The organism is Brucella anthropi ATCC 49188 (genome assembly GCF_000017405.1).
In the GTDB taxonomy this organism is placed as follows: Bacteria; Pseudomonadota; Alphaproteobacteria; order Rhizobiales; family Rhizobiaceae; genus Brucella; species Brucella anthropi.
Genome location: NC_009667.1, coordinates 405,718 through 432,357, shown reverse-complemented (window position 1 = coordinate 432,357; position 26,640 = coordinate 405,718). Strand labels below are relative to the sequence as shown.

The following is a 26,640-nucleotide window of genomic DNA, read 5'->3' as shown; positions in this document are numbered from 1 at the left end:
TGCTGGAAATGCTCTAATGAAAAGGCGCCGCATGGCGCCTTTTTTCTTTATCGTCAGGTCCGACCGCCCGGCGCAGTTTCTTTGTTCGGGCTTTCCGGCTCGCTGTCGAAACTTTTCGCAATATCCATGAAGCGACGCATGAAGCGTTCCATATAGCTCATGGACTGCTCGAATTCCTGCTCGGTCGGCAGGCCAGAAGCGGCACTTCCGCCCTTCCCCTCAAGAGCGGACACCTTGTCTTCAAGCTTCTCTAGACGATCCTGCAAGTCGGCAATGTCGTTCTCATAAGCTTCGCGATCTTCGGTCGCCATCTTGCAGACGAGTTGTCCCTGCTGCTCCGTGCAGGTCGAGAGCGCCCCGGTTCGTGTATCCAGGCGGACATAACCGGTTTCCGTGCCTTCCAGCCGATAACGCCCGTTTTCCTGCGCAAATGCAACACTTGGAGCAAGCGCTGAACCGAGAAGAGCAACAGCAGCCAGATTACGAACCATCAGTGTCTTTCTGTTCAACATAATGCAATTCCCTTCAGCTTCTCTTTGAGATGTCCCCATCATATGGGACGTTTACGACGAAAATCGAACATGCGGGACTTTGATTTCCGAAGAATTTCGGTCTAGAGAGCAGCTATGACCAATGAGATCATCTATAAGATCGCTCCACGCGACCTTTGGGCACAAGCAGAACAGGCTGGTAGTTTTACCGGGGCTCCGGTTGATATTGCCGACGGCTATATCCATTTCTCTACTGCAACACAGGTGCGGGAAACAGCAGCCAAGCATTTTGCGGGCCAACAGGATTTGCTTCTGATCAGTGTGAACGCTTCCGCGCTTGGAGCAGCATTGAAATTTGAAGTTTCACGCGGCGGAGCCCTGTTTCCTCATCTTTACGGCGAGCTGCCGCTTGCAGCTGTTTTGAAGGTTGAACCCTTGCCACTGGGCGATGATGGTCTTCACATTTTTCCGGAGCTGGAAGATTAATGAGCGGGCTTTTTGAAACTCTCGGGCGACGTGCCCTCTTTGCCTTTGATGCGGAACAGGCACACGGCCTTTCCATCGCTGGCCTGAAGACAGGTCTTGTCACCTGCGGCGCGCCAAACGATCCGGCTCTTTCCGTCAAGGTTGCCGGCCTGCAGTTTCCAAATCCGCTCGGCATGGCGGCGGGTTATGACAAGAACGCCGAAGTCCCGGATGCATTGCTGAAACTGGGCTTCGGCTTCACCGAAATCGGCACCATCACACCGCGCCCTCAAAGCGGCAATCCACGCCCGCGCATTTTCCGCCTCGTTGAAGATAGAGCGGTTATCAATCGTCTTGGCTTCAACAATGAAGGCCATGATGCGGCGTTTAAACGCCTGTCGCAACGTGCAGGCAAGAGCGGTATCGTGGGCGTCAATATCGGTGCCAACAAGGATGCCGAAGACCGCATCGCCGATTATGTTGCCGGTATTCGCCGCTTCTATCAGCTGGCACGTTATTTCACGGTCAACATCTCTTCGCCCAACACTCCCGGTCTGCGCAATCTTCAGGCTCGCGACAGCCTGCGTGAATTGTTGAGCCGGGTACTGGAAGCCCGAAACGAAGAAGGCAAGATGTGCACGCTGAAGCGTCCGGTTTTCCTCAAGATCGCGCCGGATCTGGCCAATGAAGAACTGGACGATATAGCCGCCGAGGCAACCGAACAGAAGCTGGACGGCATCATCATATCCAATACGACACTTTCACGCGCCGGACTTAAAAGCGCAGAAAATCGTGATGAAACAGGTGGGCTTTCCGGTGCCCCACTTTTCGACCGTTCCACCATCGTCCTTGCCCGGATGCGCGAGCGCGTCGGTCCTGACATGCCGCTGATCGGTGTCGGCGGTGTAGATAGCGCCGAGACAGCGCTGACGAAGATCAAGGCAGGCGCCGATCTCGTCCAGCTTTATACGGGCCTGATCTATCGCGGCCCGAACCTGCCTGCTGAAATCGTGCGCGGCCTGTCCGCCGCTGTAAAACGTGAGGGCGTTACCAACATCGCCGCACTGCGCGACCGGGACACCAAAGACTGGGCCCGGCGCGAACTGTCTGCATGATCAAGCTATGAATTCTGTACGATAGCGTCGCGGAAGAATCGCCAGAAGCGTAACGCCGCGGATAGACAGAAACAGATTGAGAGCCAGCCAAAGCCCGTGATTGCCCATCACGGGCTTTGCCGCATAAAGAACAACCATAAAGAGTGCGAGCGACAGAAACATCATGTTGCGCATGTCGCGCGACCATGTGGCGCCGATATAGACCCCGTCCATATGGAAGGCCAGCAGCCCCGTAATGCCTGTCAGCGCCGCCCATGGCAGATATTTCAGAGCCTCGGCATGAACGTCTTCCGCCTTGGACAGAAGCCCAATGATGGCATCGCCGAACACCAGCAGGAAAAAGGCGATGATGCTCGCCATGACCAGCCCCCACACGAAAGTGAGCTTGGCACCCCGCACAAAGGCCGGGCTGTAACGCGCTCCGATCGACCGGCCGACAATCTGTTCGGCAGCCGCCGCCATGCCGTCCAGAAAGAAACCGGCAACGAGAAAGAAGTTCAACAAGACGGCATTGGCCGCAAGCGTGACCGTCCCAAGGTCGGATCCCGCCCGCGTAAAAAACGCGAAGGCAGTCAGAAGCAGGAACGAACGGATCATGATGTCGCGATTGACCGCGAACATGCGCAAAATTCCTTGCTTCTGAAAGATGCGTGCCCGGTTCGGACGCAGGGATGCATCCTTGCGGAAATGCCTCAGCACGATGAACATGCCGACGAGAGCGGCAACCGTTTCACCAGTCACTGTCGCCCAGGCAACCCCCGTGACGCCCCAGCCCATTTCAAGACCGAGGATGATGCAGAGCACTATATTGATGCCATTGAGCAGCACTTGAAGACCGAGACCGACAAGGCCCTGTCCGCGGCCAAGAACCAGCCCGAGGATCGAATAATTGATCAGCGCAACCGGTGCCGACAACATGCGGATCGACACATAGGTCGCCATGGCTTCCTGCGTGGCGGAAGTTGGATGCATGAAAGTGGACGAGACAGCGATGATGATCGGCAGGCACAGGATCATCAGACTGCCGGCTACCACCGCGATAATGATTGCGCGCCAGAAGATCGCCTGTTCTTCCACTGCATCTTCCGCACCCACGGCCTGCGCCACAAGTCCAGTCGTGCCGGAGCGGAGGAAGTTGAACATCGATAGCAGGAAGTCAAATACCAGCGCGCCGATCGCCAGACCGCCGATCAGCTCGGCCTGTCCCATCTGGCCGACAACGCCCATGTCCACAAGTCCGAGAAGCGGCGTCGTGATTGCAGCAAGCGTCATGGGAATGGCGATCAGCATCACCATCCGGTGCGTTACGTCGAACGGCCTTGTTACGCCACCAACACGTTGCAGCGACTGATCCATAATGCTTGTCCCGAATGCATTCCCTCTGATGAAGATCATCTACTCTGGAATCAATCGAAACTACAGATAATTCGGCCACCGCATTGTCGCAGTTCCTGACAGCGAACTGTCAGGAGAAACAGCAATGTTAAAGACCCAACATCATGGCCCAATATATGTAAGTGGGTTTGTTTTCAGGCGTAGCCCAGGCAAGGCCATAATGCTCGAATGTCGGATCGAGCATGTTCTTGCGATGGCCCGGCGATTTCATCCATGCGTCGAAGACGGCTTGGGTATCACGCTGTCCCGAGGCCACGTTTTCGGCGGCTGGTCCGCGGATACCCGCCTGGCGCAGTCGCGCGACGAAGCCATTGCCCCAACCGACGCTGTGGCCGATCTTTCCGTAACTCGCCATACGCCTTGCTTGATAAAGCGCGGCTTGCTCGAGCTTGGAATCGGTCGCCATCAAAGGCAGACCATTTGCCTTGCGAATAGCGTTGAAAATCGGGGTGGGATCATTGTCTCCGGCAGCCAGCGCCATGTTCAATGGCACGACCGACACCGCCAGCGCCCCACCGGCGAGGACCAGAAAGCCGCGCCGGTTAAGTGTTAATCCTTGTTTTTGCTGCATTGCCTGTCTGAGCTATCCAATTACCGAATTGAGTTCATTTCCGGTAGCTGAGGATACGGAGCAAAATAAAGGCAGGAATGACGACAGCCGCCCCAAGGATCAGATAATCGACAAAACCTGAGATTGCCGAAAAGCCCATATTCCACAGGCGCAGGAAGAAATCGCGAATGCCATAGAAAATATCATAAGGCGTCCAGTGAAACGCGCTCATGACCACGCCGACGACCAGCGAGATCAGCACCAGCTTGATCAGGACACGGGCGGGGGTATCGCCAAGAAAACGGTTCACACCATCCGACATGCAAATCTCCTGAGTGGTTATTGGTCAAAGCGACAGATTCATCGCGCAAGAAATAGGCTGTCCGTGCAGCCTTCGCAAGTTCCACACTCGTTTATCGCTGTTTGCGGTAATCTCGCGGAGCTTTCTGTTTTTGCCGCGAAAATGAACGGTTCATGCTGCGCGTATCGGTGAAACCGCTTGCAACGGCCACTTCCAGCAGGGACAGACCTGTTTCGGATAAAAGTTCCTTGGCCTTTTTAACCCGAAGTTCTTCGCGAACCTCGAATGCCGTTCGCTCAAGGGCAAGTTTGAAACCACGCTCCATCTGGCGGACAGAAATTCCCAATCGTCGCGCGACATCGATCATCGGCACCGGGTCTTCCAGCGTTTCCTCAAAAATACGGATCGCCTTGCGGATCATCGGCGAGCGTACACCGTTGAAACTCAGAGCGGGTTGTTCGGAACGTACAAGCTCATAAGGGATCATGAGGATGGATGCGCTCTTGCGCGCCAATTCCTCGGAAATCTCGTTCTGTATGATTGAAAGCGCCAGCGACGCCGTACCAAGCCCGCCAGCACAGGTGAAATGTCTTCCGCTGCGGTGAAACAGGCTGGTCGTATCGGCTGTATAACCGTCGAAAAGCTCCAGAAAATCGTCACGATGGAACCAGCTGACGCAGCAATTGCGGTCCGGCAGAAGATCGGCCTCCGCCAGCAGAAAGGCGGCAGTACAAAGACCGACTACGGTCTTGCCGCGCCGGTCCGCACGCTTGATGATATCGATCAGTGCCTGCTGCCTCGGCCGATACTGTGCAAGCAGCCCGCCGACAACGGCAACATAATCACAATCGTCGAGTTCTCCCATGGGGGCCGTCGGCTCGATCACCATGCCGGAGCTGGAGGTTACGGGGTCTCCTGATAGCGTGCAGATTTTCCATGCGCAGCGTATCTGACGGCTCTTGTCGCGATCATCGGCAGCAAGGCGAAAAGGATCGAGGAAAAGGCTGAGCGCACTCAGCGTAAAGCCCGGTAGCGCAACAATGCCGACCGATAGCCTGCGCTGCGGGGCATCCGTTGTCGCTTGAAGCTTCCCGTCCTGATCCCGTTCGATTCCAGTTGTCACTTAGGTCGGTCTCCTCCACCCAGAACTATATCTGCTCGGAGGAGGCTAATACAGTCAACGAAAATGCTTGGAAAGCTTCAACTGCTGCGCCTGATAGTTGGAGCCGAGGTCGACACCGTAAAGCGCAGATGGGCGGTGCAGCATGTGTTCGTAAACCAGACGCCCGACGATCTGCCCGTGCTCCAGAATGAACGGAACCTCATGGCTGCGAACTTCCAGAACGGCGCGGCTGCCGGTTCCACCCGCAGCGCTGTGCCCGAAACCCGGATCGAAGAAGCCTGCATAGTGAACTCGGAATTCGCCAACCAGCGGATCAAACGGCGTCATTTCCGCCGCATAAAGCGGGGGAACATGCACGGCCTCGCGTGAGACGAGAATATAGAATTCATCCGGATCCAACACGAGTTCGCGCGCGCCGCGATCATAGATCGGTTCCCAAAAGTCGAGAACGTCGTGCGCCGCACGCTTGTCCACATCGACCACAGCCGTATGGTGCTTGCCGCGATAGCCGATCAGCCGGTCAGGACCGCCCGAAAGATCGACCGAAAGGGCGATGCCGCCGCCGGAAATATTCGGCATTTCCGCAGCAACCAGTGTTTCGGCATGATGCAGTGCGGCGAGTTCAGCTTCGTCGAGCTGGGCCCGCCCCTTGCGGAAGCGTATCTGCGACAGGCGCGATCCCGTGCGCACGACGATCGGGAATGTGCGTGGGCTGACTTCCAGATAAAGCGGGCCATTATATCCCGCAGGCACCTTGTCGAATTCCTGCGCTCCGTCCGCGATAACGCGGGTGAAGATATCGAGGCGTCCCGTTGAACTTTTCGGGTTTGCCGATGCCGACAGGTCCGCCGACAGCGCCAGCCCTTCGAGGAGCGGAACGATATAAACGCAGCCGGTCTCAAGAACTGCCCCTGCGGTCAGGTCGATCTCGTGCAGTTTCAGTCGTTCCAGCTTTTCCAGGACCGGTGTGCCTGGCCCCGGCATGAAGGAGGCGCGGACACGATAGGCCTTTGCGCCAAGCCTCAGATCGAGGCTTGCAGGCTGTATCTGATCGGGATCAAGAGGGCGTGGAGACGCCAGCAAACCGCTTTCAAACAGCGCGGAAATATCCGCATCCGCCAGAATTCCAGCATCTTTCTGCATCATTACCCCGATACTCCGTAGCCTAAAGCACGTCGTGCTTTATCGTGTTCAAGCGACATGCTTTAATCTCTTGTTTTCACGCATGTCTTTATCCCGAAACCGGTTCCCACTTTCGGGAGACATGCTGTAAGCATTGCTTGACAAAGACCATTGACCGCTCGCGGCGTCAATGCCAACCCTTCCAGCAGCTAGAAACCGGGTTTTCCGCAGGAATCCAAGCATTATCACGGCATGCGGGATGCGCTTTTCCCGAAATGGGGCGGTTTCGGCATTGACGGCTCTACTCAACAGGCATAATGGAAATGTGTTCCGTGGTGATTTGGCCGGCCGGCTTGCAGCCACGTTAAAGAATTCGCTAAAAAAGGCCGCGGTTCGTTACCGGCCTTTTGCGTGTTCGCAAGGCCGGTTTTTTATTGGCCGCCGAGGCTCGACTATCCTGCCCCGGCCGACCAGCTTTCGACAGGTTGGAAAAATGACGACTGAGAATACCCGCAAGTTTCGCCCTGCAACTGAGCTCGTGCATGCCGGATCGTTGCGTTCCGGATTTGCCGAAATGTCAGAAGCAATGTTCCTGACACAGGGTTTCCTCTATCCGAATGCCGAAGCCGCCGAAGCGCGCTTCAAGGGCGAGGATCCGGGTTTCATCTATTCGCGTTATGCCAACCCGACCACCGACATGTTCGAAAAACGCATGTGCGCGCTGGAAGGCGCCGAAGAAGCCCGTGCAACCGCATCCGGCATGGCTGCGGTCGCAGCTGCGATCCTGTGTCAGGTGCAGGCGGGCGATCACGTGATTTCTGCCCGCGCCGTTTTCGGCTCCTGTCGCTACATCGTTGAGACCATCTTGCCGAAATATGGCGTCGAAATCTCGATTATCGACGGCTCCGATATCGAAAACTGGAAAGCAGCTGTTCGCCCGAACACCAAGGTCATGTTCCTTGAAAGTCCGTCCAATCCGACGCTCGAAATCATCGACATTGCTGCCGTTGCACAGGTCGCCAATGAAGCGGGCGCCAAACTGATCGTCGACAACGTTTTTGCCACACCGCTTTTCCAGAAGCCTCTGGAGCTGGGCGCGCATATCGTCGTTTACTCTGCGACCAAGCATATCGACGGTCAGGGACGCTGCCTTGGTGGTGTAGTCCTCTCCGACCGCGAATGGATTGAGAACACTCTGCAGGATTATTTCCGTCACACCGGTCCGGGGCTCAGCCCATTCAACGCGTGGATCATGCTGAAGGGTCTTGAAACACTGGCCGTGCGCGTGCGCCAGCAGACGCTATCGGCGACTGCGGTTGCCGACTTCCTTGCAAACAAACCGGGCGTGAAGCGCGTGATCTATCCGGGACGGGCAGACCATCCGCAGGCCGACATCATCGCCAAGCAGATGACCGGCGGCTCGACCCTCATTGCTTTGGAACTTGACGGTGGCAAGGAAGCAGCCTTCAAGTTCCAGAACGCGTTGCAGGTTTTCAGCATCTCCAACAATCTGGGTGACGCAAAAAGCCTGATTACTCACCCGGCAACCACGACGCACAAGAACCTCAGCGACGAGGCGAAAGCTGAACTCGCTATCTCGGACGGTCTCCTGCGTATCTCGGTTGGCCTCGAAGATACGGATGATCTCGTCGAGGATGTAGAAGAAGCGCTGAAGGCCGCACGCTAAGCAAACACATAGAGCTATATTGTGGCATTTAGGCTGCAAACAAAGGCTAAAACTGAGCATTTGCCGGAACATTTCGGCAAATGCCGTTCATTTGACATGCCGAATTGTTGACCTCCCCCGCAACTTTAGCGATAGGTGGGGCGAACAACGGTGCCCATGAAAAGAATCGGCAAACCGTTCAATGCAAAGCATCTTTGCGATCCGGTTTCATCTGATCCCAAGGGTGCCAAGGCCGATGTGAATGTAGGGCGGGTGCGCATGTACAGAGCGGTAACGCGGGGGATCGAAGTTTCGGTCGAACCTTTCTATTTGGAAGACCAGTCCGAGCCCGAAGAAAACCGTTATGTCTGGGGCTATCGTATAACGATTGCCAACAACTCCACGGAAACCGTACAGCTTCGTTCGCGTTACTGGCAGATTACCGATGCGAACGGGTATGTCGAGGAAGTGCGCGGGCCGGGCGTGGTCGGCGAACAACCAACACTCGAACCAGGCGACTCTTTTCAATATTCATCGGGCTGCCCGTTGACCACCACATCGGGCGTCATGGTCGGGCGCTATCAGATGCAGGGCAACGGCGGCAGTTTGTTTGAAGTGGATATACCCGCTTTCTCGCTGGATATTCCGGAACAAAGGCGAACTTTAAATTAGGTTGGTCATAAAAAATGGCTCGCCACCAGTGGTAACAAGCCATTTTCTCAGCTGTAATAAAGCCTAGGGTCAGGACCTAGGACTTTGGCGCGAATTCCGCCGGATCGAACTCATAGCGTTTCGAGCAGAACTCACAGGTCACGGAAATCTTGCCGTTGTCCGCACTCTCTGCAATTTCCTCGGCTGTAAAACCTGACAGCACACCGGAAATTTTGTCCCGCGAGCACGAACACTCGTCCAGCACAGGCACAGAGTCGAAGACGCGCACGCCGCGTTCATGGAACAGACGATAAAGCAGCCGCTCGGAGCCGACCTGCGGGTCCGTCAGTTCAGAACTTTCGATCGTTCCAACCAGCGAACGGGCTTCGTCCCATGCGTCGTCTTCGGGATGAAAGGCGACTTCGGCTTCATCCTCATCACCGCCTGGCAGGTCGGGGATGCGTGCACGCAGTTCGGATTCCGGCAGGAACTGAATGATCAGCCCGCCAGCACGCCACTGTTCCACTGGCTTACCATCGGCACCGCGTTCGACAAGCTTGGCAACGCTCAGTTTCAGATCAGTCGGAATCTGTTCCGACTGACGGAAATAGGTCGTGGCGATTTCTTCCAGCGTCGAACCATCAAGCGCAACAATGCCCTGATAGCGCTGAGTATAAGCGCCCTGATCCACCGTGAAGGCGAGTGTGCCCCGTCCAAGCAGTTCCTCGGGCTTCGTCTTGTGGGCGGCAACCGCCTCCTTCAACCGTTCCTCGTCGAAACGTGCATAGGCGCGCACCGAACGCGGCGTGCGGAAGTCGACCACCAGCATGTCGACGGGACCGTCGGACTGCGTCTGGAAGATGAACTTGCCTTCAAATTTGAGCGACGTGCCAAGCAATACGGTCAGCACCGTCGCTTCCGCCAGCAGGCGGGCCACTTCTTCCGGATAGTTATGGCGTTTCAGAATGCCGTCGATACTCGCGCCAAGCTGAACCGCGCGACCACGCACGTCGAGTCCTTCCACCTGAAAGGGCACAACGGCGTCATCGCCTGCGAAGTCGAAATCGCCCAGATTGACCTGGATGTTCTCGACTTCGGTATGCTCATTGCTGGTCTTGTCAGCCAAATTATGCTCCCAGATCGCGGCTTTGCAGACACCAGGCCAGAATGGCTTTCTGGGCATGGAGCCTGTTTTCCGCTTCATCGAATACGACCGATTGTGGTCCATCGATCACTTCATCCGTCACTTCCTCGCCGCGATGTGCAGGCAGGCAGTGCATGAAAAGCGCCTTCGGATCAGCTTTTGCCATCAGTCGCGCATTGACCTGATAGGGCATGAAAACGTTGTGGCCGCGGGCATGATCTTCCTGCCCCATCGAAACCCACGTATCGGTCACGATGCAATCTGCGCCGTTCGCCGCTCTTTCCGGATCGATGGTAGACATGATGCTCGCGCCATTCGCTTTCGCCCAATCGACATATTGCGACTTGGGTTCACTGCCTTCCGGCGTTGCGATATTGACGTTGAAATCAAAACGCGCCGCAGCTTCAACCAGCGAGTGGAGGACGTTGTTACCGTCCCCCATCCAGGCAAAAGTCTTGCCTTTGATCGGGCCGCGATGTTCCTCATATGTAAGAACGTCAGCCATGATTTGACAAGGGTGCGTATCGTCCGTCAGTGCATTGATAACCGGAACAGTTGCATATTCGGCAAGTTCCAGCATGCGTTCATGCGATGTGGTGCGGATCATGATCGCATCAACATAGCGCGACAGAACTTTCGCCGTATCGGCGATGGTTTCACTGCGCCCGAGCTGCATTTCCGAACCGGTCAGCATGATCGTCTCGCCGCCAAGCTGGCGCATGCCGACATCGAACGACACACGCGTGCGCGTGGAAGGCTTTTCGAAGATCATCGCAAGCACCTTGCCTGCGAACGGTCGTTCGATTTCTCCCGCCTTCAGGCGCGCCTTGCGCGCCTTGGCGTCTTCCATGATAGCGCGAAGTTCCGATGCCGGAACAGCAGAGAGGTCGATAAAGTGTTTGATCCCGTTATCGCTAGCCATGATATCACGCCGTCTTGCTGATCGGATTTGCAGTTGCGAGCCGTTCGACCGCCGTTTCAATGCGCTTCAGCGCTTCACGCGCTTCTTCCGGCGTCGTAACCAGCGGCGGAAGTAGACGAACGACATTGTCGCCAGCGCCGACGCTCAGGAAATGCTCGTCACGAAGGGCCTGAATGAGACTGGTATTCGGCACAACGCACTTGATGCCGATCAGCAGGCCGCGGCCACGGATTTCGGAAACAACACTTGGGTAGCGGTCAACGATGGAAGCAAGCCCCTGTTTCATGACCAGAGCGGTTGCCTGAACATTTTCGAGGAAACCGTCAGCCAGAACAACATCGAGCACGGCATTGCCGACGGCCATGGCCAGCGGGTTGCCGCCATAGGTCGTGCCGTGAACACCAGCCGTCATGCCCTTGGCCGCTTCTGCGGTCGCGAGACAAGCACCCATCGGGAAACCGCCGCCGATGCCCTTGGCCACAGCCATGATGTCCGGCTTGATACCAGCCCACTCATGCGCAAACAGCTTGCCCGTGCGGCCAACGCCGGTCTGCACTTCGTCGAGGATCAGCAGAAGACCCTTTTCATCACAGATCTGGCGCAGCATGCGCATGAATTCTTCAGGGAAACCGCGCAAACCGCCTTCGCCCTGCACGGGTTCAAGCAAGATCCCTGCGGTCTCATCGGTAATAGCGGCACGCAATGCCGCTTCATCACCGAACGGAACCTGATCAAAACCGTCGACCTTCGGGCCAAAGCCTTCGAGATACTTGGCCTGACCGCCAGCGGCAATCGTGGCCAGTGTGCGGCCATGGAAAGCGCCTTCAAAGGTCACAATGCGGTAGCGTTCCGGGTGACCGCTTACATATTGATAACGGCGCGCGGTCTTGATCGCGCATTCAAGGGCTTCAGCGCCGGAGTTGGTGAAGAAGACCTTGTCGGCGAAAGTGCTCTCGACAAGACGCCGTCCTAGCTTCTCCTGCGCCGGAATTTCGTAGACATTCGACAGATGCCACAGCTTTTCCGCCTGGGTCTTCAGCGTTTCCACCAGATGTGGATGCGAATGGCCAAGCGAGTTCACAGCAATGCCGGCAGCAAAGTCGAGGTAACGTTCGCCGCTTTCGGTAATCAGCCAGATGCCCTCACCTCGCTCGAAGCGCAGCGCCGCACGATTATAGGTGTCGTAAAGCGGTTGCACGGTCGTAGCGTCGGTCATAGCGTCAGGCCTCCAAAGCCTTTTTTGCAGCTTGCACGGTCGCACCGGCAAAGCTGTGTTTCCCATAAACAGTCCTCAGGCACTCGAAACGGTTCCCACCTTTCGAAAAGCGCCCAATATTCCATCCCAGCTGCCGCGAAAATATAATGAGACATGAGGGAATGGCCCAGATAGCTCATGCTCCTCGCCTGAGCTTCCGGCAGAAATAAAAAACCGCCCTCAGGGCGGCATATTTATCTCGCGCGTATATTGGCGTTCACAAAAAAAATGTCAATCAAAGCAAGCAAGGTTTGCAGGCCATCTTTCGGCATGAGTTCATGCATTTTCTCGTTCTTGTAACATTCGCCGGTCGAAGGTGACTTTACGCGAGCATCCACACTCTATAGAGAAAGGCCTCTCCTCGGCTGAGGCTGCCAGACGGCATATCCGCTTCGCAAGTTCGCGATGTTCCATCCTGAAACAATCCGGGTTTTCAGTTCAGGACCAATTGCGTGCAAAATTTCGGCGCTGGATCAAAGAAAAACCGTCTTTGGCACCCAAGTTGGGGAAAACCATAAAAATGGAATCTGCCTGACAGGGCTATCCCTTGTCATGGAGTCGTTGGATATTGTAGTTTCTTTTTAGAGATTAAAGCTACATTTCGTGCGGCGGACCTAGTCACCCGGATAGATATGGTGTTTGCGCTTGGAGCAATCCGAGAACACTGGCGGATTCCGGATAACGAAAATGATTGGAGCCCAGGGCGATGAACTGGACAGACGAACGCGTCGAACTACTGAAGAAACTGTGGAGCGAAGGCTTGAGCGCAAGCCAGATCGCAGCACAGCTTGGCGGCGTGAGCCGTAATGCAGTGATCGGCAAAGTGCACCGTTTGAAGCTTTCGGGCCGTGGCAAAACCACGACCGCTGCTCCACGCAGCAAGAAGGTCAACACGGTTGCCGCAGCGCCACGTCCTGCAGCACAACATTCAACCGGCGTGCATACGACGACGATGCGCACGGCTACGGTCACCAAGACGGTTGGTGCTACTGCACTTCAGATGGACTACGCCGTAGACGTCGTTGCGGAAAGAGTGGTCAAGCCGGCTTCAGATGTAGTGGTGCCTATTTCGCGCCGTCTCTCACTGCTGCAGCTGAGCGAACGTACCTGCAAGTGGCCGATTGGCGACCCGCTGAACGAAGACTTTCATTTCTGCGGCCATGAATCCGGTGAATCGAGCCCATATTGCAGCTATCATTCGCGTCTGGCTTTCCAGCCGACTGCGGAACGCCGTCGGGCTCGTTAAGACGAATACGAGAATGAGATTATCGGGCCCCGAAGCGAAAGCTTCCGGGGCCTTTATTTTGGTCCACACACGCCTTGTCCCGAAAGCCACCCCACAATTTTCGGGGCGCGTTCTATTTCAAAGTGGACTTGTAAACTTCCAGCGTGCGGTCAGCGATCCCGCTCCAGCTGTAATCCCGCGCGATCCAGTCGATCATTTCTTGCGACTGCTTGCTGGTCAACGGGCTATCGATCTTCTGCCGCAGCGCATCCTTCAATGCATCGACATTGCCAAGCGGAAAGTAACTCTCCTCTGAAAGCCCCACTTCGACATTGGCAGTAATATCGCTTGCGAGTACGTTCAAGCCATACCCCATCGCCTCCAGCAGAGCGATCGGCATGCCCTCGTGGCTGGATGGCAGAACGAACAATGCCGCCTGACTGAACAAGGCTGACAGCTCTTCTCCCTGAAGTGCGCCCGTCAGCACGACACCTGGCACAGCATCAGCCCTTGCGCGGACGGCTCCGGCATATTCAGCGGTATATTCCGCCGAACCGATCAGAGCCAGTTTCAAAGAAGAATCGGAAAGTTTTGCAAAAGCCTCGATGAGATCGAGTTGACGTTTCTCTGGAACAATCCGTGCCACAAGAGCGATATACCGCTCCGGTAACAGGCCGTGCTTCTCCAACCACGTCTTGTCTCGGCAGGCAGGACGCAGCGTGACGCCGTTCGGGATAAATGTGATCGGCACATGGAAATGCTGTTGCATGGTTTGCGCGATGTCGTTGGACACAGCGATACGTGCATTTGCAAAACGCATCCCGCACCATTCGCCAAGCTTCAGCATCGTGCGCGCAAGACGCCCCCACTTCTGACGATTATAGTCAAATCCGTGGTGCGTCACGACCGTGCGCAACCCCAGCAGACGCGCCAGCGGAACAGCCAGAGCCGGACCGATTGCGTGAATGTGCAGAACATCCGGACGTTTGAACCCTGCCCGCAGCACGCCCAGAACCGTATGGACAATCGCCTCGAATTTCATGGAAGTCGGTGCCCAGATCGGCGTTACCCGCACACCCTCCCATACATAAGGCTGTTTCTTTTCAAGGTATGGGCGACGTCCGATGACCTCGACATCCCAGTCCTTTGTCACATAGAGCCGGGCGAGCTCCTCGACATGTTTTTCCACTCCGCCTTGTACGTTTGGAACACCGCGTAGACCCAGCATCATGACGCGAGGTCGTTTGTCGTTTCGGACCATCAAAGCGCCCCTAACTCGGCATAAAGTTCCAGCGTGCGGTTTCTGTATGCCTGTGGCGAGAATTCATTACCGGCCCAGACCCGGCCTACATTCCCCATCTTGCGCCGCGCCTGCGGAGATAATCCCGCAAACTCGCCAAGAACCCGGGCGAGATCATCTATATCGCCTGCACGGGAAACCATTCCGGTCTCACCTTCGATGATCATTTCGGGAATTCCACCAATGTCTGCGCCAATCACCGGCACCCCAAGCGCATAGGCTTCCAGAATACTGATCGGGGCATTTTCATACCATTCAGACGGAAGAACGAGCGCCTTTGCTTCTCCGATCAGCCTATGCAGTCGTTCACCCGAGACATAGCCTGCGAATGTGACATCGCCGCCCGCCTCAGTGGCAATCGCTTTCAGTGATTGTTCTTCAGGCCCGGTGCCTGCAATAACAAGTTTCTGCCTCGCAATCGCCGCTGCACGAATGAGGGTACCGATCCCCTTTTCCGGCGCCAGTCTTCCGACATAGGCGAAGTAATCGCTCTCATCTGCGTAAGGTTTCAGATCGTCCGTATGGGCGAAGTTGGGAATATAGACCAGCTTTTCTTCAGGCCAGCCCCATTCGGCAAGCTTGGCAATATAGAAGCGGCTCGGCACAACGATGCGGTCAAGCGTATTGCGGTAAAGACCAAGCATGCGATGAATGGCTGTTTCAACGAAAACCAGCCCGCTCAGCGCCGTGGAATCCTTGATGCATTTATGAAGCGCCACATTATAAATGCGCCCGCCCTTGCAGCGCTCGCAAATCTGGTTGTGTGACAGCATTTTATAGGCCGGACAGGCCAGCTTCAGGTCGTGGGCTGTCATGACCGTCGGGATACCCGCGTCCTTCAGAACCGGGAAAATCGACGGTGACAAATGATGATAGATATTATGTGCATGCGCGACATTCGGACGAAAACGTTCGATCAGCGCCTTGATCCGGTCGCGCGCTTCCCATGAATAGATGATCTTGCCCGCTTGCACGAACTTTGTGAGCGGGCTGCTTTCCCGGCCATACTCAATTTCCGAGACGAAATAGGAAGACCAGTCGGATGGGAAATTATCCGGATGCTGCATGGCAAAAGGTGCCGTTTGCCAGCCGATTTCAGAAAATAGTTTGATGTGGTCGAGAAAAACAGTTTCGGCGCCACCGCGCCGATAAAAGTAATTGTTGATCGCCAACAGGCGATGTTCTTTATCATTTAAATGCGTCAAGCAGCACCTCGTTGAGCACCAAGGCGCGCCAATGCTTCGCGGACAGAAAGAACAGCCGCCCCACTTTTCACCGCATGAGATACGAGGCGCTCAAAGGTTTCAGGCTTGCACCCGAACTCGGTCGGCGTATCGCTGACATCATGCGTATAGAAGACAAGCCAGCCGGGATTTGCATTCAGATCATCGATCCAGCGAGTCTGGCGCGCAGCGTCATCGTCAGGCTGCCTGATCTCCACCGCCTGCAGAAAGGCAAGGTCGATCATGCCGCGATTGATGCGGTTGCCACCTCCGCGGCATGTAGAGAAACGATCAGCAAAGAGCCGCCGCGACATCATGGAAGATGCGCAGTAGGGATAAGCGAAATTGCGCGCCTCGACACGATCAGGCTCGAACACATCGAGATAGGCGGTGTTGCGATCTAAATCGGCCACTATGTTCTGCGCCCCGACATAAGGAACCTTGAGATGATCATAGGTATGGCAACCCAATTCATGTCCGCGCTCGACCAGTTTCCGGCAGCCTTCCTGTGTGATCAGGTTCCTTTTGGCTTCTTTCGTACCAACCAGGTTGCCTGCAATATAGAAAGTGCCATGAACCCCATGCTTGTCGAGAATGGCAGCCCCGGCGCTTTCGGCCGTATCAGGCACATCGTCAAATGTGAAAGTGATGATCCGTTCATTCTTCGGCAGGCAGAATGGGCGCAATGGAAACCGACGGCTGATGCTGTCGTTCAGCCGTATAGCATACCATTCCAGGCGGCTGCGCGCCTTGTCGAGACTATCCATTTCCATCATTGCCCCAGCCCCCAAAAGCTGTTTCAGACGAGCTTTGCCTTTGCCTGCAAGCGCAATCCGAAGACAGCAACCATAATGCAGAACCACACCGCCCCACCGTTCTGAAAGAACGTGCTCTCCATACAAGACATATATAATCCGTAAAGCCAAAGGCGAATATAGAGGAGCGTTAATATAGGGTCGTTATCTGTGCTTTCCGCTTCCTTAGAGCGTTTCCCTGCCTGATTGAATCAGCAGGCTTTGCAAATCAGTTACTTTCTGATTCAAGCTATCTGCCGATGGAGGTCGGCAGATATGTCGCGAGCCCTTTCCATTGATCTTCGAATACGTGTAGTTGCTGCCGTTGATGGCGGTGCATCGCATCGAGAGGCTGCTGAGCGTTTCGGTGTAAGCGCAGCCAGCGTTAGCCGTTGGCGTAACCTTCAACTCCAGCAGGGAAATGTTCGACCCGGTCCACTGGGCGGCGACCGCAATTCTCACAAGACAGAAGCTCATGCTGATCAGATCATGATCTGGCTCGCCGAACACAGGGACGGTACTCTCTTCGAACTTCGCAGTGATTTGGCCGCCCAAGGCATCATAATCAGCAAGTCGGCACTGCACCGCTTTCTTGTCCGGCACGAACAAACGCGTAAAAAAAGACTGGCCATGCTGTAGAGCAAAGCCGTCCAGACGTTCTGGAAAAGCGGCAATGCTGGTTCGAGGAGCAACTTGATCTCGATCCAGAGCGGCTCGTGTTCATCGATGAGACCTGGACAGCGACCAATATGGCCCGTAGTCATGGGCGGTGCCGCAAGGGTGAGCGGTTGCGAATGGGTTTTCCTCACGGCCATCGCAAAACGACCACGTTGGTTGCGGGGCTGCGCAATACGGGAATGGTCGCGCCACTTGTCATCGACGGCCCCATCAACGGTGATTGGTTCGAGGCGTATGTCGCTCAGGTGTTGGTTCCAACATTGAAACCAGGTGATATTGTCATCCTCGATAATCTGTCCAGCCACAAACGACCGGCAGCAAGAGAATTGATCGAGGCGGTCGGCGCGACAATGATGTTCCTTCCACCTTACAGTCCAGACTTCAACCCGATCGAAAAGGCCTTCTCCAAGCTGAAGGCGCTTTTACGAAAGGCTGCCGAGAGAACAGTCAATGGGCTTTGGGATCGCATCGGTCAGATGGTTGAACTCATCGAACCGCAAGAGGCTCAGAATTACTTCAACTCGTGCGGATATGATCCAACTTGAAAGGGAAACGCTCTAATATACCGAAGCGGTAAGACCATTATCCAGATAAGCGTCAGAATTAAACCAATAATCCCAGCATTGATCATCATATCCAGAAAAGAATTATGTGCATTGAAGGCTGCAACCGCCCAGCTTGCGCCACCGCCACCTGCATAGACCATTTCCGGCGTTTTCCAGAACGAGTCCAGACCGTAGCCGAAAATCGGCTTTGCCGAGATTGCGGCGAATGCGAGTTTCCAGATGTCAGATCGATTTGTAAAGCTGGCGTCAACGCCCAGGCTTTGGACAAGCTCGCGCAAGGGATCGAAAACGGCCGCCCCGACAGCAATAATATTGAAAGCAGCGATCCCGCCGATAGCAATGAAAACACGTGTCCATTTCAGTCGCACAAACACCAGCGACATCACGACGATAAACGGCAACATGGCCGTCGATGTCTTGCCGCCCGTGTTAAGAACAAAGAACACGCAAAGGGCGACGATAAGCATACCCGTCTTCGGCAAGCCGGTTTTCCAGATATAGAGGCCGAAAAAGCTCATCAGCACCAGAGAGGCGGCGGCGGCATTCTTGTGTGGATAGTGGCCGCGCCATGCACCGGCCAGCATAGGTTCAATAACTTCAGTACCCTGATGAATAGCCCGTTGCGGCATAAAGATTACGCCGAAATAGGCAAACGCCAGTGTTATCAATGAACCGGCTGCCAGCAACCGTGCCATCTGGCGTTCGGATTGCGGCAACATGAGAAAGATGCTCGCATTCAACGCGGTCAGGATGGACAAGACCACCTTCTTGCTGGCGATCATCGGGTGAGCCGACAAAAGGGCCGTCATAAAGAGCCAGAAGAAAACCAGGCCAATCAGAACGCGCGGTTGCAGAATGGCACTGCGCATGGAGCTGCTCAGCGCGCAAACCAGAAAGCTGCCCGTCAGAAACAAGGTGACCAGCTGGTTGAGCGAGCTGGAATCTGCAGCTTTGGCTGTGACGCCGGTCACGGCACCAAGATCCGGATAGGGATTGGTGCCTATCCAGATGAATAAGAACATGCAGAGAAAGAGAGCGGCCCCGATAGCTGACGAGACTCGCGGTTGTATCTCCTCACGGTAATGAACCGATAGTTCAGCCAAGTCAGACCAGACCCTCACGGTTTCGACGCCATGCACCAAGATAGCCCAAACTGAGCGCGAGAACCACACCAAGGCCCATCCCGGCAATGCCACCCCCAGCACCAAGCACGACGGTCTTGGGTGGCCAGCTGCGACCAATCGGAGGAATGGCAGTCGAAATGATCCGGATATTGGTCGCATCGAGTTGCTGGCGCTGGCTCGTCTCCGATGAGCGGGTCAGGAACGTGTTGTAGATAGAGACCTTGGCGGCCATGTCGCGTTCGAGGTCCGACAGCTGGACTTGCGCGTCATTGTCGAGCGCAACAGCCGAACGTGCTGAAGCTGCCTGTGCGTTGAGAGCCGCTACAACGGCATTTGCCTGATCGAGGTCAACCTTGGCCGATTGCAGGATACGCGCCCGTTCCTGCGCCAGCTGCTGTTCCAGACCGGCAAGCTGGCGTTCCGTATTCATCAGTTCCGGATATCGCGGACCGTAGGTCATGGCGAGAGCATCGTAGCGCTGTTTCAGCGATGCATATTGTCCACGCAGGTTCGTCATCGTGGGCGATTGCAAGGTGCTTGCCGGACTAACGGCGCTGCCGGTATCCTTCGTCAGTTCCTGATAGCGCGTGCTTGCGTCGGCAACGCGCGCTTTGGCATCGACCAATTTAGAATTGATCTGCGTCATCGACTGGGTGCTGACGAGTTCACCACCTGATGTTTGCAGGCCGTGCGCCCGGCGGAACGCCGAGACTTTTTCTTCCGCCTCAGTTGCCGCCTTCTGCAGAGAGGACAGACGTTCAGATAGGGCAGCGGCAGCACGTCCTGCACCATCGGCATCCGCTTGTGCAACTTCCTCCTGGAAGGCGTTCGCCAGAGAATCTGCTACCTTTACCGATTTTTCGGGATTTTCCGTCCAGACCGCAATCGTAACCAGATAGGATCGTTCAGGACGCGTAACGTTGATCCGCTGCGACAGTGCACGCACAGCTGTCAGTGTATCATCTTTCGGACCCGCCGGTTTGCTGAGGCCAAGCATAGCCCTAACATCGAACGCTGGCGGAGGAGGCACAAACTCCTCATCCTCATTCAGCTTCAAGTCCGTCACGACCCGCCGGAGTACGTTGCCGGAAGTCAAGATGCGCATTTTGCTTTCGATGTCGAGAATCTGGCTGTCAGCCTGCAGGCTCTGGGCATAAACATCGTTGGGCAACAACTGGAGTCCAGACGGCGGAACCAGCAAATCCGTATAGGCTGTATAACGAGGCTTTGCCGTCATGCCGTAGGCGAGACCCGCCAAACCACCTATTATTGCGAGCGCTGCGATCAAAATCCACCGGGCACGCATCCAGGCGAGCGCCTCGAACAGGTCGAGTTCCGGCAGCATCAGTCCCTTGTTTGCAGGCGCAATGGTTTCAGTAACCTTTTCTTCTTCACGGACAACATACGTCTCGCGTCTGACTGCACGCAGCCGGTCATCGACGGATGCCAGATTTTCACTGGCAGTCTCTGTTACCCGTGCTTTCGAAGCGAGGTCGCGCAAGGTGTACATTAGTCGTCCCTAAGGTTCACTCAATAGCGCAAACATGGCGCTACTATTTTCCTTAGACTTAAAGATTAAAAAATTCGGTTAATGAAAGGCAATCATCTGCACGAGTGTCACCAAAATGCAAATGACGGTCATTTAGTCCTGCAGTTTGTGATAAATTTCGGTCGACATGCTTGGCACCTCATGTTCTTCGGGACTAAGAGAAAACAGTGCATATGCCTCATCATCAGAAGCTTTACGAAAAAGAAGCCTCTTCGCTGTCATAACCTTATCTTGAAGTTCCAAGCGCGCCTTTGATCCTCCAGAAGCACGCTGAGCCATAGCGGCCCGAAAACTCGGTATGAAAATTTGAAACGCCATTGGTCGACATTACTGTCCTACGCAGCTTCTAGCGGCAGCCTTTTTGCGGCAAACATCGCACAGCTTTTTACATTCGCTATTCTGGCACGCTATCTTGGCTCTCACGAGTTCGGTTTGTTCGTGACGGTGATGGCCGTTACCAGCATCGCCACCTTCATTTGCGGCCTGGGCGGAGCGGAATGCCTCGTACGTCGCGTGGCGCAGGATCGAGCGATCTATCCGGCAATGCTTGGCCACAATCTCATTTTGATCGCAGTTACAGGCGTTGTCCTCGTCGCCGCCGGAATGGTGATATTGCCGTTCTGGCTGAGTGGCTCTCCAGAATTTACAAACAACCTGTTTGGGCTTTTTCTGCTACTTGTCACCAATATTGTGTTGGTGCGCCTTATCCTGCTGGTCGAGCAAATTTACATTGCGCATACTGACTTCGTATCGGCCAATCTCTCCGTCGTCGGATTTGCCATTGCCCGCACCATTGGCGCGACAATCGCCTGCCTTGTGTTTGGCGTATCCACTGTTGTCGGATGGGCTTATTGGCAGTTCGGGGTTCATGTGCTGGTCGCCGTGGTTTATGCCTTGTTCCTGCGCAGACTCGGTCTTCCGCAATACACAATCGTGCGCGATGAACTGCGGCTCGGAGTGATGTTCGCATCACAGTTCATCTTCAAGGCGGTCCGCCAGAATGCCGACCTTCTGCTTCTCGGAACATTGGTAACTCCCAGCATTGTTGGCAGCTACGGCGTCACTCGTCGCATCATCGACAGCAGCACATTGACCGTCGAGGCGATGAACCGTCTCGTCTACCCGCATCTGGCCCGCGCCAGCGCAAACGGCATCCATCATGCGCTACCGATTACAATGCGCCTGCTCGGCGCCGCGATTGCAATCGGCATATTCACATCGCTGGCCGTCTTTATCATTGCGCCCTATCTGCCCTATCTCTTCGGCAGCGAATACGACACGCTGGTTTCCTTCTGCCGCACGCTTTGCTGGATCACGGTGTTTGTTGCTCTATGGTCGATAGCGGTGGATCTTCTGGGTGCAGCCAGCCAGCACAGCTATCGCACGGCGGTCCTGAACACAGGCAACATTCTTGGTGCACCGCTTCTGGCACTGGCCACCTGGTATGCGCCAATCACAGGAACTTTCGCAGCTATTTACGTAATCGAAATCAGTATTGTGTTGGCATCGTGGGGATGCGTTATCTACCTCGTTCGCCGGAGTCGTGACGCAGAAGAGAAAAAAGGCGGTTTCAAGCAGGCGGGGGCTTAGATGACGCGCATTTCTACATCGGCAAATGACATCAAGTCGCGACGTGTTCGCGCGATGCATATTGATGATATTCCTGCCGTCCGCACGCTGTTCCAGCGAGTTTTTCGTCCACACTCAAAGTCATGCAACAAGACTTTCGATCAGTATTTTCAGAAGTTCTTTTTTGAAAGCCCCTACTACGACCCTGCAATTGGCAGCGTGGTCCATGAGGACGAGCACGGTGAGATCGATAGCGCGATCTCGGTTCTGCCCATTCCCTATAGGGTCAATGGTCAATCGATCATGGGGCGATTGCTTTGCGCTTTCATGATGAAACCGGAAATGTCGCCACGCGGCGCCGCCGAATTGACACTCACTTTGCGTCCAAGTGAAAAGATACTCAACTTCACCGACAGTGCTGCGCCAGTAAGCCTCAAACATTCCGAAGCAATTGGGGGGATTACACTCGGCACACATGGACTCGGATGGACACGCATATTCCGGGCTGCCAGCTATGTGGCCAGTTACGTTGCAGAACGGCGTCCAATCCTCGGCGGATGGGCAACAAGCTCAGTAGGCAGAATGCTCAACCCGCTTTTTCCGATTCCTGCGATCATGAGAGCTGCCAAGCCCCGGGCGAATGTGAAGGAAATTGCGCAAGACGAAGCCATATCTCTTGTTCCAGGTTACCTGCAAAGCTATTTGGCACATCCAGCCTGGACAGAAAGCGACATCAACTGGCTGTTCCTGATGGCGTCCGATAATCAGGCTGCCGGTACCTTGCGCTTCTGTGCGATCAACGACCGCACCGGCAGTCCGAGCGGCTTTTTTTGTTACTACGTCCGCTCCAATGGCATTGCAGAAGTTCTGAACATCCTCGCCAAGGCCGGAATGGAAAAACATGCCGTCGATGCGATGCTGCTCCATCTGCAGGATGAAGGGCATGTCGCAGCGCAAGGCCGGGTCGATCCGCGTTATCTCAATGCGCTCTCACAACAGTCGATCATGTTCTTTCGTCTGAAAGCCAACGTTTGTGTAGCCACAGCAAACGCGGATATGCTGAACGCCGTTCAGCGTAATGATATCTTTATTGGCGGGCTCGCTGGCGAAAGCTGGAGCAGGTTGTCGACGGATTTCTATTGAGCTGCAAGCTTCCGTTCCAGCAAGAAGAACGTCGTCGGCCCTGCTTTGCCAGCTCCATTGTCCAGCCGGAAGGCAATGGGGCCAGACCCGACAGCTATCTTGTCATGAATCTTCCCATCAAGACCGACTGGCGAGAGTGTCCATGAAACAGTATTTCTTGCCAGTGTCACATCCACCCGGTTACGCAGCAGAGTGACTGGCAACCGTCCCCAATCCTCTATGATTTTCTCCGCCTTGTCGCGGAAGCGCATGTCGGTATTACGGGCATCACTGGCGAAAATTATCAGCAGCTTTTCACTGTCCTTCAATGGCTTCTCATCAATAGCCGAAACAGCAAACAAGCCCCTCTCCTCGGCATTGCCGAGGGATAGCTCACGCAAAGTCAGGCGGTCTTTCAGTTCAGCAAAGGCAATGGCCTCGGTCTTAGGCGTGACAACCTGCATCCGCAGCTTGTTACGGTCGAGCCGGATTTGACCAGTGGCGCTTTCAAACAGGCCTTGCGAGGGATTGGTCGCGTTGTCATCTGCAAGGAGACCCGCCGTTTTCAGACGCTGCAACACGTTATCGAGTGATACATTTCGATAATCGACCGCGACTTTTTTTTGTAGGCCTTGCGGCCAGGCCAGTTCTTTCGTGGCAAGACCGATCCCGCCAACAAGTGCCAGCGGTTTCAGTCGCGCCGATTCTCGAAACTCAAGCGATTCACCAAGGCTCGCCTCACCCTGCATCATGAACGGTAGATTGAAATCTGCAGTTTCGATGTCGCCTCGACGAAACAGGAGTGACGCCAGCGTTTCGCCCGCACGCGCGACAGGATCGACGGCAAAAGTGTAGGGAACGATACGTTGGCGGAATGGTGCTGCCTCATCAAATGCAAGCGTTAGCGGCCCCTGCCCATGGCGACAGATACCGTCCCAGCCCTGCAATGCGGCATAGGCCGGAAACACCAAACCCGCTTCATATCGATAGCGGTTCCAGAACAGATGCTCGTACTCGGTCACAAGAAAAGGCCGCCCGAGCCAGCGCCCGACAGCGATTTCGCTGACATAGGAAGCAGCGTCGGCAATCGAACTCGTATGCTTGATTTCCGTTCCTGGGCTGAGGGTTCCGATCCAGTCATGATAGGTATTGGCAACCAACGCTTTCTGGCTCTGTCTTGAAAGAGCCGTCTGGACGGTGAACCAGTTGTTATAGGGGGCGACAAGACCGCGATAGCCAAGACCGCGTAGGCCCTGTTCCATCCGTTGTGCCAGTAAACGTTCACTTTCAACGAGGAAAGCCTGAAAATCCCGAAGCCGTCTACCGCCGCCGCTACGGCTTTCAGGCAATTGGATGGCTTGTTGTTCCAGATTTTCATCGGATGCCAAACCACCCCATGCTCGTGACAAGGCAGCGGTATTCGCATAGCGCTTTTTCAGAAATGCATTGAACGCGGGACGATAGCCGGGCCAAAATGTGGTCCCGTCGTCATGCTCGTGCACAAAGCTTGTGAATTCGATACCATTTTCATTGAACGGAATGATGAGGGCGAGTGCGGGGTCTTCTAGAGGTGTGAGGCCTGTATAAGGATTGATCGTGGCGTAGACTTCTTTCTGGAAGCGCAGCCAGTGATCAAATGCTGCATCGTCCACATAGGTTCGGCGTTTCAGATTGCCTTCAAGTCCCCAACGATCAGTGTCCTTCCCGCCCAAAGCGCCGCTTTCGGAGGTAAGCCCGTCGATGATCCAGTAAATGCCTTCGCGTTTGAGCGCCGCCATCAGGTAACGCATCCGGTCGAGAGCTTCCGGACGAAAATCGAAATCGCGCTCCTGTCCAAGCATCAAGTCGGCATCAACAAAATGAAGTCGAGCTATATTGTAGCCGTGCAGGCGAAGCTGTCGCACATATCGATCAATGAAGGCATGATCTACCACGCCAGATGAGGGTGGCCCCCAGGCAATCGCGGCACACTGCAGCCGCATCGTTTGGTCAGGCTCGTCGGCTTTTGCGAAATGCCCGGCGGCATTTGCGATCAAACGATTTTTCTCTTCAATGGGGATGTTTGTCAGAAACCCCGAAAAATCGAGCGGGCTTCCATCGGAAATTTCGAGATTGTTTTCTGTGACCGGAAGCCATTCCTCAGCACCAGCGTTGGACATCGCGAGGCCTATAAGTGAAACGGATATGGCCAGTCGCAGGATTTTCATCAAGGCTCCCTTATAACCTTACTTTCGATCCAGTCGGTTGGTTTGCGGCGCGGCTGAAAAAAGCCAAGCGGTAGTGCAGCTGCATGAAATATCCATGCTACCACCGCGTAGACGCCAAGCTCGATACTACGCGAACGAATGGACATTGCCGCGAACGGGATCGCCGCAATCACGGCTGCCGCCAGAATTGCCAGCGGCCATCCCGGCACGAAAACGAGAGCCGCCAAGATCACCAGCCACCATAGATAAACCGCGCCCCAAAGCCGTAATTCCGGCAGTTCACGGAACAAATTCTTCTGGTGTGCCTGCCCCATTGCAGCACGCAAAACCTCGCCGGTTCCACGCAGATATTTGCTTTTCCACCGGCGAACCAGAAGCTTATAGGCATTCATGGTATAGCCAAAATGCTGCACAAAAGGGCGATCCAGACGATAGAGTTTCCAGCCTTTACTACGCAGCCGAACACCCGCATCAAACTCTTCATGGCCATGAAGATTGCGATCGGAAAAATATCCCGCCTGCTCGATCGCGCTGCGCCTGTAAAGTCCACCGCCATTCATACGGTCGATGTCACCTGTTCGCGCTTCCGGCGAATGCCGCTTCGCACGACGCTGGAACTCCAGACTTTCCAGAATCTGGTCCACGACATGGCCGGTCACGCCACCGACATCCGGGTGCTTGTCGAGATAATCAAGAGCTGCCGGCAGAAAATCTGGCTCGATTGTCATGTCGCCATCGATCAGGCAGATATAGGGCTGCGTCGAATACTGAAAGCCCAGTTGTGGACCGAGACCGCAGCTGGCCCGCGCGGGAGGCTCGATCTGCACAATCTTGATCGGATAAGACTGTGCTATCTCTATTGTGCGATCCGTGGACCCGCTATCTGCTACGATTACTTCCACTTTTCCGCCAGGCAAAGCCTTCAGAGCGCTCTCTACAGCCTCGGCGATGCGCTTTTCTTCGTTCAAAGTTTTGATGATAATCGAAACAGACATCGTTGACCTATTTGGGAGAAAGCACGCGCCTAGCAATCTATTGGCAGAACCAATCAAGCCAGCATTTCATAGTTTCCTTTGGTTTCAA

24 protein-coding genes and 1 riboswitch are annotated in these 26,640 nt (G+C 55.1%); of the genes, 8 read left to right on the top strand and 16 right to left on the bottom strand.

All coding sequences use genetic code 11. The features are described from left to right. Positions 1–53 precede the first annotated feature (53 nt). Positions 54–512, bottom strand: coding sequence for a hypothetical protein (locus tag OANT_RS02130; protein WP_012090705.1), 459 nt, complete (start codon positions 510–512; stop codon positions 54–56). 114 nt (positions 513–626) lie between these two features. On the opposite strand from OANT_RS02130, the gene OANT_RS02125 reads away from it, so the two are divergent. Both OANT_RS02125 and OANT_RS02120 read left to right on the top strand, forming a co-directional pair. Next, positions 627–977 carry a DUF952 domain-containing protein gene (locus OANT_RS02125; RefSeq protein WP_010658226.1) on the top strand — a complete coding sequence of 117 codons (351 nt, stop codon included), beginning with the start codon at positions 627–629 and terminating at the stop codon, positions 975–977. Continuing rightward, positions 977–2,071, top strand: a complete 1,095-nt coding sequence (locus OANT_RS02120) for a quinone-dependent dihydroorotate dehydrogenase (RefSeq protein WP_012090704.1) — start codon at positions 977–979, stop codon at positions 2,069–2,071. Before OANT_RS02125 ends, OANT_RS02120 begins: the two co-directional genes overlap by 1 nt. Here OANT_RS02120 and OANT_RS02115 read toward each other — a convergent pair whose 3' ends face one another. The 5 genes from OANT_RS02115 to OANT_RS02095 all read right to left on the bottom strand — a co-directional run bounded on the left by OANT_RS02115 (position 2,072) and on the right by OANT_RS02095 (position 6,586). Then, positions 2,072–3,427: an MATE family efflux transporter gene (locus tag OANT_RS02115; RefSeq protein WP_010658224.1), complete on the bottom strand. Its 1,356-nt coding sequence runs from the start codon at positions 3,425–3,427 to the stop codon at positions 2,072–2,074. 127 nt (positions 3,428–3,554) lie between these two features. Continuing rightward, positions 3,555–4,037 (bottom strand): CAP domain-containing protein, encoded by a 483-nt coding sequence (locus OANT_RS02110; RefSeq protein WP_010658223.1) that lies wholly within the window; start codon positions 4,035–4,037, stop codon positions 3,555–3,557. 34 nt (positions 4,038–4,071) lie between these two features. Continuing rightward, positions 4,072–4,338, bottom strand: coding sequence for a DUF6460 domain-containing protein (locus OANT_RS02105; RefSeq protein WP_010658222.1), 267 nt, complete (start codon positions 4,336–4,338; stop codon positions 4,072–4,074). A gap of 91 nt (positions 4,339–4,429) precedes the next feature. After that, a complete protein-coding gene (locus OANT_RS02100; RefSeq protein WP_012090703.1) occupies positions 4,430–5,440 on the bottom strand; it encodes a GlxA family transcriptional regulator in 1,011 nt (336 codons plus the stop codon). Between the two features lie 54 nt (positions 5,441–5,494). Continuing rightward, positions 5,495–6,586: a 2'-deoxycytidine 5'-triphosphate deaminase gene (locus OANT_RS02095; RefSeq protein WP_010658220.1), complete on the bottom strand. Its 1,092-nt coding sequence runs from the start codon at positions 6,584–6,586 to the stop codon at positions 5,495–5,497. Between the two features lie 298 nt (positions 6,587–6,884). Further along, positions 6,885–6,964, top strand: a riboswitch (SAM riboswitch). A gap of 91 nt (positions 6,965–7,055) precedes the next feature. Here OANT_RS02095 and OANT_RS02090 point away from each other — a divergent pair. Together OANT_RS02090 and apaG are read left to right on the top strand one after the other, a co-directional pair. Beyond that, entirely contained in the window at positions 7,056–8,249 is a 1,194-nt protein-coding gene (locus tag OANT_RS02090) for an O-succinylhomoserine sulfhydrylase (RefSeq protein WP_010658219.1), read from the top strand. Between the two features lie 258 nt (positions 8,250–8,507). Then, positions 8,508–8,900: a Co2+/Mg2+ efflux facilitator ApaG/CorD gene (gene apaG / locus OANT_RS02085; protein WP_010658218.1), complete on the top strand. Its 393-nt coding sequence runs from the start codon at positions 8,508–8,510 to the stop codon at positions 8,898–8,900. 76 nt (positions 8,901–8,976) lie between these two features. Here apaG and OANT_RS02080 read toward each other — a convergent pair whose 3' ends face one another. Genes OANT_RS02080 through OANT_RS02070 form a run of 3 tightly spaced genes read right to left on the bottom strand, consistent with a single transcriptional unit; the run spans position 8,977 to position 12,161 of the window. After that, the gene (locus OANT_RS02080; protein WP_010658217.1) at positions 8,977–10,005 is read right to left on the bottom strand and encodes an Hsp33 family molecular chaperone; all 1,029 of its coding nucleotides are present in this window, start codon (positions 10,003–10,005) and stop codon (positions 8,977–8,979) included. Position 10,006: 1 nt separating this feature from the next. Then, positions 10,007–10,945: an ornithine carbamoyltransferase gene (gene argF, locus OANT_RS02075; protein ID WP_010658216.1), complete on the bottom strand. Its 939-nt coding sequence runs from the start codon at positions 10,943–10,945 to the stop codon at positions 10,007–10,009. 4 nt (positions 10,946–10,949) lie between these two features. Beyond that, positions 10,950–12,161: an aspartate aminotransferase family protein gene (locus OANT_RS02070; protein ID WP_010658215.1), complete on the bottom strand. Its 1,212-nt coding sequence runs from the start codon at positions 12,159–12,161 to the stop codon at positions 10,950–10,952. A gap of 745 nt (positions 12,162–12,906) precedes the next feature. Here OANT_RS02070 and OANT_RS02065 point away from each other — a divergent pair. Beyond that, on the top strand, positions 12,907–13,446 hold the full coding sequence (locus OANT_RS02065; RefSeq protein WP_010658214.1) for a GcrA family cell cycle regulator: 540 nt from the start codon (positions 12,907–12,909) through the stop codon (positions 13,444–13,446). A gap of 112 nt (positions 13,447–13,558) precedes the next feature. Here the strand turns inward: OANT_RS02065 and OANT_RS02060 are convergent, their stop codons facing one another. The 3 genes from OANT_RS02060 to OANT_RS02050 are packed head-to-tail and all read right to left on the bottom strand — an operon-like array spanning position 13,559 to position 16,724. Beyond that, a complete protein-coding gene (locus OANT_RS02060; protein WP_012090702.1) occupies positions 13,559–14,686 on the bottom strand; it encodes a glycosyltransferase family 4 protein in 1,128 nt (375 codons plus the stop codon). Next, entirely contained in the window at positions 14,686–15,930 is a 1,245-nt protein-coding gene (locus tag OANT_RS02055; protein ID WP_012090701.1) for a glycosyltransferase family 4 protein, read from the bottom strand. Before OANT_RS02055 ends, OANT_RS02060 begins: the two co-directional genes overlap by 1 nt. Beyond that, the gene (locus tag OANT_RS02050; RefSeq protein ID WP_010658211.1) at positions 15,927–16,724 is read right to left on the bottom strand and encodes a polysaccharide deacetylase family protein; all 798 of its coding nucleotides are present in this window, start codon (positions 16,722–16,724) and stop codon (positions 15,927–15,929) included. The genes OANT_RS02055 and OANT_RS02050 overlap by 4 nt, the downstream gene beginning before the upstream one ends. 294 nt (positions 16,725–17,018) lie before the next feature. Here OANT_RS02050 and OANT_RS25245 point away from each other — a divergent pair. After that, a protein-coding gene (locus OANT_RS25245) for an IS630 family transposase (protein WP_011982578.1) occupies positions 17,019–17,965 on the top strand; the annotation gives its coding sequence in 2 pieces (ribosomal slippage) (positions 17,019–17,358 and positions 17,358–17,965; 948 coding nt in all). Here OANT_RS25245 and OANT_RS02035 read toward each other — a convergent pair. Together OANT_RS02035 and OANT_RS02030 are read right to left on the bottom strand one after the other, a co-directional pair. After that, entirely contained in the window at positions 17,932–19,008 is a 1,077-nt protein-coding gene (locus OANT_RS02035) for an O-antigen ligase family protein (RefSeq protein ID WP_012090699.1), read from the bottom strand. The genes OANT_RS25245 and OANT_RS02035 overlap by 34 nt on opposite strands. Before the next feature lie 82 nt (positions 19,009–19,090). Continuing rightward, the gene (locus OANT_RS02030; protein ID WP_010658209.1) at positions 19,091–20,620 is read right to left on the bottom strand and encodes a GumC family protein; all 1,530 of its coding nucleotides are present in this window, start codon (positions 20,618–20,620) and stop codon (positions 19,091–19,093) included. A 345-nt stretch (positions 20,621–20,965) separates the two neighbouring features. Between OANT_RS02030 and OANT_RS02025 the strand changes: the two genes are divergently transcribed. Then, positions 20,966–22,249, top strand: coding sequence for a lipopolysaccharide biosynthesis protein (locus OANT_RS02025; protein ID WP_010658208.1), 1,284 nt, complete (start codon positions 20,966–20,968; stop codon positions 22,247–22,249). Further along, positions 22,250–23,371, top strand: a complete 1,122-nt coding sequence (locus tag OANT_RS02020) for a hypothetical protein (protein WP_012090698.1) — start codon at positions 22,250–22,252, stop codon at positions 23,369–23,371. Here the strand turns inward: OANT_RS02020 and OANT_RS02015 are convergent. Next, positions 23,365–25,557: a hypothetical protein gene (locus OANT_RS02015; protein ID WP_012090697.1), complete on the bottom strand. Its 2,193-nt coding sequence runs from the start codon at positions 25,555–25,557 to the stop codon at positions 23,365–23,367. The two genes, OANT_RS02020 and OANT_RS02015, sit on opposite strands and share 7 nt — an antisense overlap. Next, a complete protein-coding gene (locus OANT_RS02010; RefSeq protein WP_012090696.1) occupies positions 25,557–26,552 on the bottom strand; it encodes a glycosyltransferase family 2 protein in 996 nt (331 codons plus the stop codon). The genes OANT_RS02015 and OANT_RS02010 overlap by 1 nt, the downstream gene beginning before the upstream one ends. Positions 26,553–26,640: the final 88 nt, after the last annotated feature.

Coding starts and splice junctions, on each gene's coding strand:
- OANT_RS02130 (WP_012090705.1), bottom strand. CDS start 512: ATGTTGAACAGAAAGACACTGATGGTTCGTAATCTGGCTGCTGTTGCT.
- OANT_RS02125 (WP_010658226.1), top strand. CDS start 627: ATGACCAATGAGATCATCTATAAGATCGCTCCACGCGACCTTTGGGCA.
- OANT_RS02120 (WP_012090704.1), top strand. CDS start 977: ATGAGCGGGCTTTTTGAAACTCTCGGGCGACGTGCCCTCTTTGCCTTT.
- OANT_RS02115 (WP_010658224.1), bottom strand. CDS start 3,427: ATGGATCAGTCGCTGCAACGTGTTGGTGGCGTAACAAGGCCGTTCGAC.
- OANT_RS02110 (WP_010658223.1), bottom strand. CDS start 4,037: ATGCAGCAAAAACAAGGATTAACACTTAACCGGCGCGGCTTTCTGGTC.
- OANT_RS02105 (WP_010658222.1), bottom strand. CDS start 4,338: ATGTCGGATGGTGTGAACCGTTTTCTTGGCGATACCCCCGCCCGTGTC.
- OANT_RS02095 (WP_010658220.1), bottom strand. CDS start 6,586: ATGATGCAGAAAGATGCTGGAATTCTGGCGGATGCGGATATTTCCGCG.
- OANT_RS02090 (WP_010658219.1), top strand. CDS start 7,056: ATGACGACTGAGAATACCCGCAAGTTTCGCCCTGCAACTGAGCTCGTG.
- apaG (WP_010658218.1), top strand. CDS start 8,508: ATGTACAGAGCGGTAACGCGGGGGATCGAAGTTTCGGTCGAACCTTTC.
- argF (WP_010658216.1), bottom strand. CDS start 10,945: ATGGCTAGCGATAACGGGATCAAACACTTTATCGACCTCTCTGCTGTT.
- OANT_RS02070 (WP_010658215.1), bottom strand. CDS start 12,161: ATGACCGACGCTACGACCGTGCAACCGCTTTACGACACCTATAATCGT.
- OANT_RS02065 (WP_010658214.1), top strand. CDS start 12,907: ATGAACTGGACAGACGAACGCGTCGAACTACTGAAGAAACTGTGGAGC.
- OANT_RS02060 (WP_012090702.1), bottom strand. CDS start 14,686: ATGGTCCGAAACGACAAACGACCTCGCGTCATGATGCTGGGTCTACGC.
- OANT_RS02050 (WP_010658211.1), bottom strand. CDS start 16,724: ATGATGGAAATGGATAGTCTCGACAAGGCGCGCAGCCGCCTGGAATGG.
- OANT_RS02035 (WP_012090699.1), bottom strand. CDS start 19,008: ATGTTCTTATTCATCTGGATAGGCACCAATCCCTATCCGGATCTTGGT.
- OANT_RS02030 (WP_010658209.1), bottom strand. CDS start 20,620: ATGTACACCTTGCGCGACCTCGCTTCGAAAGCACGGGTAACAGAGACT.
- OANT_RS02020 (WP_012090698.1), top strand. CDS start 22,250: ATGACGCGCATTTCTACATCGGCAAATGACATCAAGTCGCGACGTGTT.
- OANT_RS02015 (WP_012090697.1), bottom strand. CDS start 25,557: ATGAAAATCCTGCGACTGGCCATATCCGTTTCACTTATAGGCCTCGCG.
- OANT_RS02010 (WP_012090696.1), bottom strand. CDS start 26,552: ATGTCTGTTTCGATTATCATCAAAACTTTGAACGAAGAAAAGCGCATC.